General features: G+C 67.0%; 10 protein-coding genes. 4 read left to right on the top strand and 6 right to left on the bottom strand.

Translation table 11 applies throughout. The annotated features are described in order from the left end of the window. Position 1 precedes the first annotated feature (1 nt). Both ACFJGT_RS23590 and ACFJGT_RS23585 read right to left on the bottom strand, forming a co-directional pair. Entirely contained in the window at positions 2-199 is a 198-nt protein-coding gene (locus ACFJGT_RS23590) for a Trm112 family protein (RefSeq protein ID WP_199085751.1), read from the bottom strand. A 178-nt stretch (positions 200-377) separates the two neighbouring features. Then, on the bottom strand, positions 378-5,210 hold the full coding sequence (locus tag ACFJGT_RS23585; protein ID WP_377843294.1) for an NAD-glutamate dehydrogenase: 4,833 nt from the start codon (positions 5,208-5,210) through the stop codon (positions 378-380). Between the two features lie 180 nt (positions 5,211-5,390). Here ACFJGT_RS23585 and ACFJGT_RS23580 point away from each other — a divergent pair, with 180 nt between their 5' ends. Next, the gene (locus ACFJGT_RS23580) at positions 5,391-5,939 is read left to right on the top strand and encodes a peroxidase-related enzyme (protein WP_377849054.1); all 549 of its coding nucleotides are present in this window, start codon (positions 5,391-5,393) and stop codon (positions 5,937-5,939) included. A 550-nt stretch (positions 5,940-6,489) separates the two neighbouring features. Beyond that, positions 6,490-6,858: a DUF2794 domain-containing protein gene (locus ACFJGT_RS23575; protein WP_377843292.1), complete on the top strand. Its 369-nt coding sequence runs from the start codon at positions 6,490-6,492 to the stop codon at positions 6,856-6,858. An 82-nt stretch (positions 6,859-6,940) separates the two neighbouring features. Here the strand turns inward: ACFJGT_RS23575 and ACFJGT_RS23570 are convergent, their stop codons facing one another. The 4 genes from ACFJGT_RS23570 to ACFJGT_RS23555 form a co-directional block, all read right to left on the bottom strand. Continuing rightward, complete coding sequence (locus ACFJGT_RS23570) at positions 6,941-7,477, bottom strand: GNAT family N-acetyltransferase (protein WP_377843289.1); 537 nt, start codon at positions 7,475-7,477, stop codon at positions 6,941-6,943. A 124-nt stretch (positions 7,478-7,601) separates the two neighbouring features. Then, positions 7,602-8,384, bottom strand: coding sequence for a Bax inhibitor-1/YccA family protein (locus tag ACFJGT_RS23565; protein ID WP_377843287.1), 783 nt, complete (start codon positions 8,382-8,384; stop codon positions 7,602-7,604). Between the two features lie 219 nt (positions 8,385-8,603). Beyond that, positions 8,604-11,189: an ABC transporter permease gene (locus ACFJGT_RS23560; RefSeq protein WP_377843284.1), complete on the bottom strand. Its 2,586-nt coding sequence runs from the start codon at positions 11,187-11,189 to the stop codon at positions 8,604-8,606. Positions 11,190-11,191: 2 nt separating this feature from the next. Then, on the bottom strand, positions 11,192-11,893 hold the full coding sequence (locus tag ACFJGT_RS23555; RefSeq protein ID WP_377843281.1) for an ABC transporter ATP-binding protein: 702 nt from the start codon (positions 11,891-11,893) through the stop codon (positions 11,192-11,194). Between ACFJGT_RS23555 and ACFJGT_RS23550 the strand changes: the two genes are divergently transcribed. Together ACFJGT_RS23550 and ACFJGT_RS23545 are read left to right on the top strand one after the other, a co-directional pair. Next, positions 11,849-12,682: an arylesterase gene (locus tag ACFJGT_RS23550; protein ID WP_377843278.1), complete on the top strand. Its 834-nt coding sequence runs from the start codon at positions 11,849-11,851 to the stop codon at positions 12,680-12,682. The two genes, ACFJGT_RS23555 and ACFJGT_RS23550, sit on opposite strands and share 45 nt — an antisense overlap. An 82-nt stretch (positions 12,683-12,764) precedes the next feature. Further along, the gene (locus ACFJGT_RS23545; protein ID WP_377843274.1) at positions 12,765-13,820 is read left to right on the top strand and encodes an aldo/keto reductase; all 1,056 of its coding nucleotides are present in this window, start codon (positions 12,765-12,767) and stop codon (positions 13,818-13,820) included. The last annotated feature ends 125 nt before the right edge of the window (positions 13,821-13,945 follow it).

The raw sequence follows: 13,945 nt of genomic DNA, 5'->3' as shown, positions 1-13,945 counted from the left end.
ATCAGTCTTCCAGCTGCCGCGCCTCTTCCGGCAGCATGATCGGGATGCCGTCGCGGATCGGGTAGGCCAGCTTGGCGGCGCGGCTGATCAGTTCCTGCTTCGCGGCATCGTATTCCAGCGTCGCCTTGGTCAGCGGGCAGACCAGGATTTCGAGCAGCTTGGGGTCGATGCGGGTGGTCGTGTCGGCTTCGCCGGTCATCGGGTTTTCCGTTCAAGGGAGCACAAGCGGGTGCCGGTCTGCATATGGAAACACCACCGCCATTCCGGACAAGCCGCGCTAGCGGCGCCGATCCGGAATCCGATCCTAGGGCTTAAACGCTCTACGATGGATCCAGGGTCAAGCCCGGGACGACGGGGTCGTCAAAACACCAAGCCTTCTAATGCTTGCGCGGCAGATCGGCCAGCATGCCGGCGGCGACCATCAGTTTCGGCAGGGTGAGGCCGGAACTCGCGATCGCGTTGACGGTGCTGCGGGCGCGCTCCGCGTCCTCGCCGCGCTCGCCGAGCCAGCTCTCCAGCGTGCCCTGACCCTTGGCGGAGGCCGAGACCTCCTGCGTCAGGTTGGACTGGGCGTCGTCGAGGGTCTCGATCGCCCGCTCGCGGGCGAGGCGCTCGTAATCGTCCGTCGCCGGCACGGCTGCGGCCGCCGCCTTCAGGCTCGACAGGCCGAACAGCGCGTCGACGCCGAAATGGATGCGGGCGACCTCGCCGATCTTGCGCTTGCTGCGCTCGGCGATGTCGACGATGTCGGTTGCCTCGGCGAGCGCCGGCAGGCTCGCGATGCGCGTGGCCAACGCCTCCGGCACACCTTCGGAGGTGAGCACGGCGATGCGCGCCAGTCTCGCCTGGGACGCGGCCTCTGGCAGGAGTGAGCCCAGTTCGCCGGCCAGCTCCTTCACGCCCTTGGCGTAGCGGGCGATGGTCTGCTCGATCGTGCCGGGCTTGGCGACGCCGCGCCGCAGGAACCAGCCCATGCGGTTGGTGACGAGTTCCTGCGCGGCACCATAGAGGCCGAGCTGGGTCTTGCCGGGGATCTTGGCATCGAGCGCGTCGATCTCGCCGTTGAGGGCGATGAGATCGAAGGAATCGCGCGCGATGGCGTAGGCGGCGGCGATGGCCGGCGCGTCCGAGCGCGTCAGCGCCGCCAGCACCGGTACGAGCGCCGGGCCGCCGCGATTGACGATGGCGTTGGCGAGCTGCGTCGCGACGATCTCGCGGCGCAGCTTGTGGCTGGCGATCGCGTCCGGATAGGCCTCGCGCAGCGCCTTCGGGAAATAGCGGACGAGTTCGGTCGCGAGATAGGGATCGTCGGGCACCGAGGATTCGAGCAGCGCGTCGTGCAGCGAGAGCTTGGCATAGGCCAGGAGCACGGCGAGCTCGGGCCGGGTCAGGCCTTCGCTGCGCTTCTCGCGCTCGGCGAGCTGGGCGTCGCTCGGCAGGAACTCGACCGTGCGGTCGAGCCGGCCATCCTGCTCCAGCGTCTGCATCAGGAAGCGCAGGCCCGGCGTTGCGGCCGCGCCTTGCGCCTCGGTCAGCGAGAGCGCCAGCGTCTGCAGGTAGTTGTTGCGCAGGACGAGATCGCCGACCTCGTCGGTCATCGCCGCCAGCAGCGCGTTGCGCTTGTCTTCCTTGAGTCGGCCGTCCTTCACCAGGTCGGCGAGCGCGATCTTGATGTTGACCTCGACGTCGGAGGTGTTGACGCCGGCCGAGTTGTCGATCGCGTCGGTATTGAGCTTCACACCCTTGCGGGCCGCCTCGATGCGACCGCGCTGGGTCATGCCGAGATTGGCGCCCTCGCCGATGACGCGCGCCCGGACATCGTTGCCGGTGATGCGGATCGGATCATTGGCGCGGTCGCCGACCTGTGCGTCCGCCTCTTCGGAAGCGCGGATATAGGTGCCGATGCCGCCGAACCAGAGCAGGTCGACACGGCTCTTAAGGATCGCCGTCATCAGCTCCGGCGGCGAGACCTCCTTCTTGTCGAGGTCGAGCAGCGCACGGACTTCCGGCGAGAGCGGGATGCTCTTGGCCTGGCGCGAGAAGACGCCGCCACCCTTCGAGATCAGGCCCTTGTCGTAATCGGCCCAGGACGAGCGCGGCAGGTTGAACAGCCGCTGGCGCTCGGCGAGCGATTTCGCCGAATCCGGATCGGGATCGAGGAAGATGTCGCGATGGTCGAAGGCCGCGACCAGCTTGATCGCCGGCGACAGCAGCATGCCGTTGCCGAAGACGTCGCCCGACATGTCGCCGACGCCGGCGACGGTGAAGGGCGTGGTCTGGATGTCGACATCGACCTCGCGGAAATGGCGCTTGACCGCTTCCCAGCCGCCGCGGGCGGTGATGCCCATGCCCTTGTGGTCATAGCCCTGCGAACCGCCGGAGGCGAAGGCGTCGCCGAGCCAGTGGTGCTTCTCCAGCGAGATCGCGTTGGCGGTGTCGGAGAAGGTCGCGGTGCCCTTGTCGGCGGCGACGACGAGATAGGGGTCGTCGCCGTCATGACGCACCGTGTCCGGCGGCGGCACGACGGTCTCGCCGTCGAGATTGTCGGTGAGCTCGAGCAGGTTGCGGATGAAGATGCGGTAGCTCTCGGTGCCCTCAGTGAGCCAGGCGGCGCGGTCGGAAGCCGGCGGGAGCTGCTTCGGGAAGAAGCCGCCCTTGGCGCCGACCGGCACGATCACCGCGTTCTTGACCTGCTGCGCCTTGACGAGGCCCAGCACCTCGGTGCGGAAATCCTGCGGCCGGTCCGACCAGCGCAGGCCGCCGCGCGCGACCTTGCCGAAGCGCATATGCACGCCTTCGACGCGCGGCGAATAGACGAAGATCTCGTAGAGCGGGCGCGGCAGCGGCAGGCCGTCGACCTTCGCGCAGTCGAACTTGAAGGTGATGGTCTGGCGCGGCTGGCCGTCCGGGCCGATCTGGAAGAAGTTCGTGCGGAGCGCAGCATCGACCAGATTGACGAGGCGGCGCAGGATGCGGTCCTCGTCGAGGCTGGTGACGGCGTCGAGCGCCTCCTCGATCTCGGCATGCTTCTGGGCCATGCGCTGCTCGCGTTCGCCCGCCGGGATGCGTGGGTCGAACTTCGCGGCGAAATAGGCGACGAGCCCGGCGGCGATGCCGGGATGGCTGGTCAGCGCATCGGCGATATAACCCTGGGCATAGGGCGCGCCGGCCTGCCTGAGATAGCGGCCGAAGGCGCGCAGCAAAGCCGCCTCGCGCCAGGCGAGGCCGGCGGCGAGCACGAGCTGGTCGAAACGGTCGGATTCCGCGAGGCCGCGGAATTGCGCCATCAGCGCCGCCTCGATGGTCGGATCGAGATGCTCGATATCGATCTCGCCGTCGTCGGCACGCTCCAGCGTCATGTCGTGCAGCCAGATGCGGACGGTGTCGCCATTGCCCTGCGGCATGACGTTGTAGGTCCGCTCGTTGACGACGCGGAAGCCCATGTTCTCCAGCACCGGCACGCGGGCCGAAAGCGAGATCGGTGCGCCCCGCGAGAACACCTTGAGATTGGCGCGCTTGGCGTCGTCGCCCTCGCGCCGGTAGAGATTGACGGCGCGCGCCCGCTCCGGCGTGAGCTGCTGGAGCATCTCGATATCGACCAGCGCGTCGGCGGCCGAGAAGCGCTCGCGATAGGCGGCACCGAAGGCCTCCGCGTAGCGCTCGGCCAGTGCCCGGGCGGCGGGGCCGGCCTTCTCCTGGTCGAGCACGTCCTTGAGCCCGTCGCCCCAAGTGCGGACGATGGCGCTGATGCCGGCTTCGAGCGTCGCGCGCTCGACGCGCGGGGTTTTGCCCTCGTCGCGGCCGATGATGTAATGGGTGCGCGAGAGCGGGCCCTCGGGATAGGCGGGATAGGCGGCCGAGAGGCGCCCGCCATAGACCCGCGCCAGGAAATCGCCGACGCGCAGGCGCACCGTGGTGTCGTAGCGGTCCTTAGGGATGAAGACGAGGATCGAGACGAAGCGGTCGAACTCGTCGACGCGGGCGAGCGCGCGGATGCGCGGCCGCTCGGTGAGCTGGAGGATGTCGAGCGCGAACTGCTCCAGCGTCGGGGTGTCGATCTGGAAGAGCTCGTCGCGCGGATAGGCGTCGAGCACGTTCATCAGGGCGCGGCCGGAATAGCTCGCCGGGTCGAAGCCGATATTCTTGGCGACGCGCGCGACCTTGAGCCGCAGATAGGGAATCGCGCGGGCCGAGCCGGTATAGGCATTCGAGGTCAGCAGGCCGAGGATGCGCAGTTCGCCGTCGAGCCGGCCGTCCGGCGTGAACAGCTTGACGCCGACATAGTCGAGATGGACGCGCCGGTGGACGCGGCTCTTGACGTTGGCCTTGGTGATGATGAGCGCCTGGGGCTTGGCCAGGAAGGAGCGCAGCTCCGGCGTGACCGTGACCAGCTCGCGGCCCTTGCGCAGGACCTTGACGGTGGGATCGCGCAGGATGCCGAGGCCCGAGCCCTCGATCGGGTCGGCCGCGACGTCGCCGCCGGGGAAGCGATAGGCGCGGATGCCGAGCAGGGTGAAATTGTCGCCGGCGATCCATTCGAGGAACTGCAGCGCCTCGTTGATCTCGTCCTCCGGCAGCGGCGGCGGGTTGGCGCGATAGGCCTGGATCACCTCGGTGATGCGGCCGCGCATCGCGGCCCAATCGTCGACGGCGAGCGCGACATCGGCATAGACGTGGTCGAGCCCGGCGCGCAGCTTCTCCCGCGCTTCCGGCGTGTCGATCCGCGGCACGTGGATATGGAGCAGGCTCTCGCGGCGCGTGCCCTCGGGCGCGCGGCCGGCGGCCTCGCCGGCGAGCGAGGTGAACTTGCCCTTGGCATCGCGGGCGACGGCCAGGATCGGATGGGCGACGAGACGCGGCTCATGGCCCTGCTCCTGCAATTCGGCGAGCGTCGAATCGAGCAGGAATGGCTTGTTGTCGTTGACGACCTCGAGAACGGTGAGCTGGTGCTTGCGCTCGCCCTCGCCGAATTCCTCGTCGCGGAAGCGCAGGTTGATCGTGTCGGGCTTGCGCGGCTGGGCGAGGTGCTCGAAGGCCGCCGTGGCGGTGCGGGCGAGCATCTCGGCCGGAACGGCCTCGAGATCCTCTGCGACGGAGCGGCCAAAGAGCAGGCGGGGGAACTCGGCGGGCATCGAACTCTTCAGTCCGGTGGCTGCGGCCTCGATCGCTGCGATCGCACCCGCGGTCGCGTTCGTCACCCGTTTGCCCATGTCCCGACCCCAGTTATTTTGCCGCAGCGATGACATAGGCTGCAGCGCCTTTCAACTTGCGTGCCCGAAAAAGCGGCAAACTGACGCTTCCCCGACTCGACAGGACACACCATGGCAACAAAGCATGACAAACCCAAGGTGGGAGAAGAGCCGGCGAGGCAGGATTCGCCACCTGCCGTCATGGCGCTGGACCTGAAGCCGGGGGCGCTGTCGCCGGAGAACCAGGCCTATTTCGCGAAATGCCAGGAAAAGCTCGGTTTCGTGCCGAATGTCCTGACCTCCTACGCCCATGACGACGCCAAGCTCACCGCCTTCGCCGCCTTCTACAACGACCTGATGCTGGCGCCGTCCGGCCTGTCGAAGCTGGAGCGGGAGATGATCGCGGTCGCCGTCTCCTGCGTGAACGGTTGCTATTACTGCCTCACCGCCCATGGCGCGGCGGTGCGCCAGCTTTCGGGCGACCCCGTGCTCGGTGAGCTCATGGTGATGAATTATCGGGCGGCGGACCTGTCGGCGCGGCACCGGGCCATGCTCGACTTCTCGGTCAAGCTGACGGAGACGCCGCATCTGATCGGCGAGGACGATCGCGAGGCGCTGCGCAAGGCCGGGCTCAGTGAGCGCGACATCTGGGATATCGGCGCCGTCGCGTCCTTCTACAACATGTCGAACCGGATGGCCTCGGCCGTCGATATGCGGCCGAATGCCGAGTACCACGGGCAGGCGCGATAGGATTCTATCGGCAGTTGCTGGAAATGTAGGTGGTGGAACTCCGCCGTCATTCCGGGGCAGGCCGCAGGCCTGAGCCCGGAACCCAGAACCGATGCCGTAATGCATTTCGAGCGATGGCCGACCGCGCTTTTCTAAGAATGGGCGTCGGTTCTGGTTTCCGGGCTCTTCGCTGACGCGAAGCCCCGGAATGACGGTATAGCTAAGGCCGGAAACATCGCCCAAAAAAGAAAAACGGCCGGCGCAATGCCAGCCGCTAGTTGGCCCCGACTCGGTGGCCCGGCTCCGCCCGAACTCCGGGGGGCTGGGGGGCTGACAAACCGGCGATCAGCGAAACCGGGCCGTCGAGGCAACGAAGGGAGTTGAACGTCGCAACTTGGCGCTCGCTTGGCGCGTTCGCGGCGAAAATGGGGCATTCGCTGACAATGCCGACCCAGAGTGCGAGAGCCGTCTCTCGCCCCGCGCTCCCTTGCCGGCGCAGTCCCTTGCCAGCGCAGGACCGCGGGGGCATCATCCGCGGATGATTTGGTGAGGCCCCGTCCAGGGAGGCGCCATGAGCGAGAGCGAAACGCCACAATCGCAAGCCGCCGGCGCGGTCGTGAATTTTCCGGCACCGGCGCGATCCACGACCGTGACCTTCGACCGGCGCGAACTCAGCGAGTTGCTCAATCTCTATGGCCGGATGGTCGCGGCCGGCGAATGGCGCGACTACGCCATCGATTTCCTGAAGGACAAGGCGCAGTTCTCGGTCTTCCGGCGCTCGTCGGAGATGCCGCTCTACCGGATCGTCAAGGACCCGGCGCTGGCGCGGCGGCAGGGCGCCTATTCGGTCGTCGCGGCGACCGGGTTGATCCTGAAGCGCGGTTCGGAGCTCTCGCGCGTGCTCAAGGTTCTCGACAACAAGCTCAGCGTGGTGAGCTGAGGCGCCGAGGCAGGCTTTTTATTCGAGCCCTCATCCTGAGGAGCGCCGCAGGCGCGTCTCGAAGGGTGAGGGCTTCTGAGGTCTATGGAGCAGGCGGCGTGCTGCCGCCCTCGCCCAGTTCCTTCTGCATCAGCATCTGGTCGAGCCAGCGGCCGTGCTTGAAGCCGACCTTCTCGGCGACGCCGATCAGGCGGAACCCGGCCCGTTCATGCAGGCGGCGCGAGCCGACAGAGGCGCCGGTGCCATCGCCGATCACCGCGATCATCTGCCGGAAGCCGCGCTCGGTGCAGGCTTGCATCAGGGCGTCGAGGAGGAGGCCGCCGATGCCGAGCCCCTGCGCTGCCGGCGCGATATAGATCGAGTTCTCGACGGTCGCGCGATAGGCCGGGCGGGGCCGATAGGCGCCGGCATAGGCATAGCCGAGAAGTTCTCCGTCCCGCTCCGCGACGAGATAGGGGTAGCCGCCCGCCAGGATCGCCTCATAGCGCTGTTGCATCTCGACTTCGCCCGGCGGCTCCAGTTCCCAGGAGGCGGTGCCGTGCAGCACCGCATCGGCGTAGATCGCCGCGATGGCGGGAATGTCGGCCGGAAGGCCCGGGCGGATCGCAGGCGTGGTCATGCCCAAAGCATGAGCAATGTGCGTGCCAGATGGAAAGACCTAACTTGAGGGAAGATATGGCCCAAAGAAAAGCCCCGGCCGTGAGGCCGGGGCTCGTGCGCTCCCGTTCAGGAGCTTGTCGTTCTCACTCGCGGTTGCCGATCAGCGAGAGCAGGAACTGGAACATGTTGATGAAGTTCAGGTAGAGCGACAGCGCGCCGTTTACCGAGAGCTTCGCAGCTTCCTCCGGGCCAAGCTCGGAGTAGAGATACATTTCCTTCAGGCGCTGGGTATCCCAGGCGGTCAGGCCGGCGAAGATCAGCAGGCCGATCGCCGAGATGGCGAAAGCCAGCGCGCCCGATCCGAGGAAGATGTTCACGATCGAGGCCAGGATCAGGCCGATCAGGCCCATGACCAGGAACGAGCCCATGCCGGAAAGCGACTTCGAGGTGGTGTAGCCGTAAAGGCTGAGACCACCGAAGGCCGCCGCGGTGATGAAGAAGACCTGCACCACCGACGCGCCGGTATAGCGGATCAGAATCGTCGAGAGCGAGACGCCCATCACCGCCGCGAAGGCGAAGAACATCGTCCGGGCGGACGATGCGGACATCTTGTCGGCGCGGAACGAGAAGAAGAAGATGAAGGCCAGCGGCGCCAGCGCGACCACCCACATCAGCGGCGTGCCATAAAGCAGCTGGCCGAAGGAGGTCAGATAGGTGTTGCCGATCTTGGCGACGGCGTTGGCCTGATCGGTCACGGCCATCTTGTTGATGCCCAGCGCGAACAGCGCCGAGATCGCCAGGCCGATCACCATGTTGTTGTAGACGCCGAGCATGAACGAGCGCAGGCCCTGATCCATCTCGACGGCGCTGGTCTGCTGTGCGCGGCCGGCACCCCAGACTGGAGCATTGCGGTCGAAGTTGCTCATTAAGAGAGTTTCCCCTGACGGTGTTTCGGACGACGGAAGGCACACAGGCGCCAGCCGTCCTCGCGATCGATCGTCGCGATGACGGGAATATGAGGGGCTTTCGTCTTCCTTACAAGACCCCGCCATGGTTAAGGACGGCCGCCCGATAGAAGTTCGGTGCCACAACCATGCAGAATTACAGGATTTTAATGTCTATCGGGACTGCCATCCAGATAGTCATCATAAATTCCTGAGATGAGAAGCCGGCGCTTTCGTCAGTATTTTTATCGTCCCGACGAGCCCGAACAGGACAGTAACCGCGACGGCGGCAGTCGCAGCCAGTATAGCTCCCCTGGGATCACTGACGAATTCGATCCGCATCACTTGCGTGACGACCCCCCAGCCCGCCGCTGTACCCGCGAGAACGCCGAACACGGCCGCGACGAGGCCGATGGCGGCGTATTCAAGGGCGTACGACGAAAGTATGAAGCGGCGGGTCGCGCCGAGCGTCTTGAGGATCATCGCGTCATAGAGCCGCGCCCGCTGTCCGGCTGCGAGCGCGCCGCCCAGAACCAGCAGGCTGGCGGCGATGGCGAGGCCGGAGGCGCCGCGGATCGCCATGGCGAGCTGGGCGACGATGGTGTTGACCGCTTCGAGCGCATCCTTGACCCGCACCGCCGTGACCGCCGGGAAGTCGAGCGCGAGGCGGCGCATCAGCACGGCGTCGGTCGCGCCCTTGCCGTCCGGGCTCGTCGCGACGGTGGCGAGATTGGTGTGCGGCGCCCCGGCGAAGGTGTTGGGCGAGAACACCATCACGAAATTGATGCCGAAGGAGCGCCAGTCGACCGTGCGGAAATTGGCGACGCGGGCGGTGATGTTGCGGCCGAGCACGTTGACGGTGAGCCTGTCGCCGACCTTCAGGCCGATGCCGGCGGCGTTCTGGGCGTCGAAGGAGACCAGCGGCTCGCCGCGATAATCCGCCGGCCACCAATCGCCGGCCGCGACGCGGGATCCTTCCGGCAAAGCGGCGGCGTAGGTGATGCCGCGATCGCCGTCGAGCACCCAGGCGGATTGCTCGCTCGCCTTGATGTCTTCGGCGCGGGTCTCGTTCACCGAGACGATGCGGCCGCGCATCATCGGCACGCGCTCGGTCTTCGCGCCCGGCCGCTCCGCCGCAAGGAAGGCGTCGAAACGCTCGGAATCGCGGCTGGGTACGTCCAAGAAGAAGAAGCTCGGCGCCTTGTCGGGCAGGGCGCCGGTGAGCTGCCGGGTCAGGCTGACATCGATGAAGGAGAGCGCCGAGAGCAGTGCGACGCCCAGGCCGAGCGAGAGCACCAGCGCCGGCGTCAGCGCGCCCGGCCGGTGGCTGTTGGCGAGGGCCATGCGCAAGGCCGGCCGGCGCGGACGCGGGATGCGGCGGGCGAGCGCCATCAGGCTGAGCGAGACGGCGCGCAGCAGCAGGAAGACGCAAAACATCACGCCGATATAGATCAGCGCGATCCGGCGATCATAGGCGAAACCGATGGCGACACCGACGAGACCAGCGAGCGCCAGCGCACAGAGCACGAGATAGATCGCGCGCGGGCGGCGCGGATCGGGCTCGACCTTGTCGCGGAACAGGGCTGACACGGAAATGTCGTGAGCGCGCCCCAGTGGAATGATCGCGAAGACGAAGGCGGTCAGCAGGCCGTAGAGCGCGGCGATGGCAAGCTCGCCCGGCGCCAGCGTCGGCTCGAACGGCACGGGCAGGATGCTCTGGACGATCGCGCCGAGGCCGAAGGGCGCGGCGGCGCCGAGCACGAGGCCGATGGCGGTGCCGATCGCAGCGACGAGCATGACCTCGGTCAGGTGGATCGCGACGACGCGCCCGCCGGTGGCGCCGACCGCTTTCATGGTCGCAAAATCGAGCTTCTTGGCCTCGACGAAGCGGCGCACGGCATTGGCGACGCCGACGCCGCCGACGAGCAGGGCGGTGAGGCCGACCAGCGTCAGGAACTGGGTGAAGCGTTCGAGATTGCGCTGGAAGCTCGGGGCGGCATTGGCGCGGGAGCGGATTTCCCAGCCGGCGTCGCGCTGCTGCGTGCCGGCATCGGCGATGACCTTCTCAAGCTCGGCGTCGCTGGTCGCGGTCTGCGGGAGCTGGAGGCGATAGGTCCAGCGAATCAGGCTGCCGGGCTGGATCAGGCCGGTCGCCTTCAGCGCCTCCTGCGACATGAGGAGGCGCGGGCCGAAGCCGACGCCGGCCGCGATCTTGTCGGGCTCGGAGACGAGATTGGCGCGCAACTGGATTTTTGCGCCACCGACCGTAACGATATCGCCGGGCTTGAGGTCGAGCCGGCCGAACAGGACGGGGTCGGCGACCGCGCCGTAGGCTCCGTCGCGTTGGTCGAGCAGGCCGGGCAGCGGGGTCTGCGGATCGGTCTCGACCGTGCCGATGCTCGGATAGGCCGCATCGACCGCCTTGATCTCGACCAGAGCCGCGCCCTGCTCGCCGGCATTGGCCATGCCGCGCATTGTGGCGATGCTGGAAACCGTGCCGCGTGCCGTCAGGAAGGACAGTTCCGCAGGCGAAGCTTCGCGATGGATCAGGCTGAAGGCGGCGTCGCCGCCGAGGATGCGACGGCCTTCGCGGGCGAGGCCCTCGGTCAGGCCACGCGAGGCGGAGGCGACGGCGGCGATGGTCATCACGCCAAGCGCGAGGCAGGCGATGAAGATGCCGAAGCCGCGCAAGCCCGCACGCAGGTCGCGGATGGCGAGGCGCAGCACGAGGCCGATGCCGGGAGAACGAAAGGCGGGAGTTTGAGGCGGCTTGACGGGGGCGTGCATCGTCAGGCGACCGCCGTCTCGGGCTCGGGCTCGATCACGCCGGAGCGCAGCCGGACCGTGCGTTCGCAGAGCGCGGCGAGCGAAAGATCGTGGGTGACGAGCACCAGCGTGGCGCCGCGCTCGCGCTTCAAGGCGAAGATCAGGTCGACGATCGAGCGGCCGGTCGATTCGTCGAGATTGCCGGTGGGCTCGTCGGCGACGAGGATCGCCGGGTCCGGCGCGACGGCGCGGGCGATGGCGACGCGCTGCTGCTCGCCGCCGGAAAGCTGCGCCGGGTAGTGGTCCATGCGATGGCTTAAGCCAACGTTGCGCAGCTCGGCCTCGGCGCGGGTGAAAGCGTCGGGGTGGCCAGCGAGCTCCAGCGGCAGCGCCACGTTCTCGCGCGCCGTCATGGTCGGCACGAGATGGAAGGACTGGAAGACGATGCCGATATGCCGGCCACGGAAGATCGCGAGCCCGTCCTCGTCGAGGGCGCCGAGATCCTGGCCGGCGACCTTGACCAGGCCGGAATCGGGGCGCTCCAAACCGGCCATGGTCATCAGCAAGGTCGACTTGCCGGAGCCGGAGGGGCCGACGAGGCCGGTCGCCTCGCCATCCGCCAGCGACACCGAGACGCCCTTGAGGATATGGACGCGGGCGGCGCCACGCCCCAAACTCAGGTGGACATCCTGCAACTCGATTGCCGAAGCGGCCTGCTCGCTCATCACGCCATGATCCCGATTTACGCTTCCATCGCCGCCTTCGCTCGCACCCGATCACGCCCCGAGCGGGGCCGAACCAAGGCGCAGCGTGGTCTGCGGCCATATGGGCGCGCATTCCTGCTTGTCCAATCGCTTGCGACGTTTTTCGTCGCTGCCCTGCTGCTTTTCATCGGGTTCACAGACATGGCCGGCGCCCAGACCTCTTCCTCCGGTCCGAGTGCCGGGCGTTCCCTGAAGCTCGTCGCCTTCGGCGATTCGCTGTCGGCGGGCTACAACCTCGCAGCCAGTGCTGCCTTTCCGGCGGTTCTGGAGCAGGCTTTGCGCCAGAAGGGCCTCGCTGTCGAAATCGTGAACGCCGGCGTCTCCGGCGACACGACGCAAGGGGGGCTCGAACGGCTCGACTGGTCGGTGCCTGACGGGACCGACGGCGTCGTCCTCGAGCTCGGCGCCAATGATGCGCTGCGCGGCGTCGATCCGTCCGTGACCCGGAAAAACCTGGAAGCGATCGTCGCGCGCCTGACCGAGCGGAAAATCCCGGTGCTGCTGGCGGGCATGTATGCGCCGCGCAATCTCGGCGAGGACTACGCGAAACGCTTCGATGCGATCTATCCGGAGCTTGCGAAACAATACGGGCTGGTGCTTTACCCGTTCTTCCTGGAAGGCATCGCGGGCGACCGCGCCCTGAACCAGGCGGATGGGCTCCACCCCACGGCCGACGGCGTCAAAGTCATCGTCCGGACCATCCTGCCGACGGTCGAGCGCTTCATCGCCACCCTGCCGTCCAGGTCCTGATCCGCCCGCGGGTTCTCCGCGCGGCGTATCCCCGTTTCTTGCATTGCCGCCTGCCGGCCCCTGCTTCCGGAGTTGCTTCGCCATGGAATACCGCCGCCTCGGACGCACCGATCTCAAGGTCTCGGTGATCTGCCTGGGAACCATGACCTGGGGAGAGCAGAACACCGAAGCCGAGGGCCATGCCCAGATGGATTATGCCGTCGAGCAAGGCATCAATTTCTTCGATACGGCCGAGCTCTATGCGATCCCGCCGAAGCCGGAGACGCAAGGCTCGACCGAGCGGATCATCGGTAGCTGGTTCAAGGCGCGGAAGAACCGCGACAAGGTCATCCTGGCGTCGAAGGTCTGCGGGCGCGGCGGCAATACCTGGTTCCGCGACGACAAGAGCCCGACACGGGTGACACGCAAGCAGATCTTCGAGGCCGTCGACAAGAGCCTGCAGCGCCTGCAGACGGACTATATCGACCTCTACCAGATCCATTTCCCCGAAAGGCCGATGCCCTGGGGCTCGAATCCGACGCGCTTTGCCAAAGAGGCCTATGCCTCGGCGGCCGACGAGACCCCGATCGCCGAGCAGCTCGACGCCTTCGCTGAGGTGATCAAGGCCGGCAAGATCCGCCATCTCGGTCTCTCAAACGAGAGCGCCTGGGGCACGATGCGCTTCGTGGCTGATTCGGAAGCGCGTGGCACACCGCGCGTCCAGTCGATCCAGAACGCCTACAACCTGCTGAACCGCACCTTCGAGACGGCTTTGGCCGAGGTCGCCTTGCATGAGGATGTCGGCCTGCTCGCCTATTCGCCGCTGGCGCAGGGCTTCCTTACCGGCAAGTACCTGGACGGCGCCCGTCCGGCGGGAGCGCGCACGACGCTGTTCGATCGTGGCCAGCGCTACCAGACGGAAGGCACTGAGGCGGCGATCAAGCGCTATATCGCGCTCGCCCGCGAGGCTGGGCTCGACCCGGCGCAGATGGCGCTCGCCTTCGTCAACAGCCGCTCCTTCGTGACCGCCAATATTATCGGCGCGACCTCGATGGAGCAGCTCAGGACCGATATCGCCTCGATCGACGTGAAGCTTTCGCCCGAGGTCGAGGCCGGGATCGACGCGATCCACCAGCTCGTCGGCAATCCCTGCCCGTAAGTTCTCGTTTCCAACCCAAACGCAGTCATCCCGGGCGACCGAAGGGAGACCCGGGATCCATGCCGGAACCTTTATCGGGAGCGTTCCGGAATGGATCCCGGATCGGCGCGACTGCGTCGCTTGTC

The organism is Allobosea sp. UC22_33, assembly GCF_042700715.1.
Lineage (GTDB): Bacteria > Pseudomonadota > Alphaproteobacteria > Rhizobiales > Beijerinckiaceae > Allobosea.
Note: the sequence above shows the minus strand (reverse complement) of the source record. Positions and strands in the feature narration are given on the sequence as shown.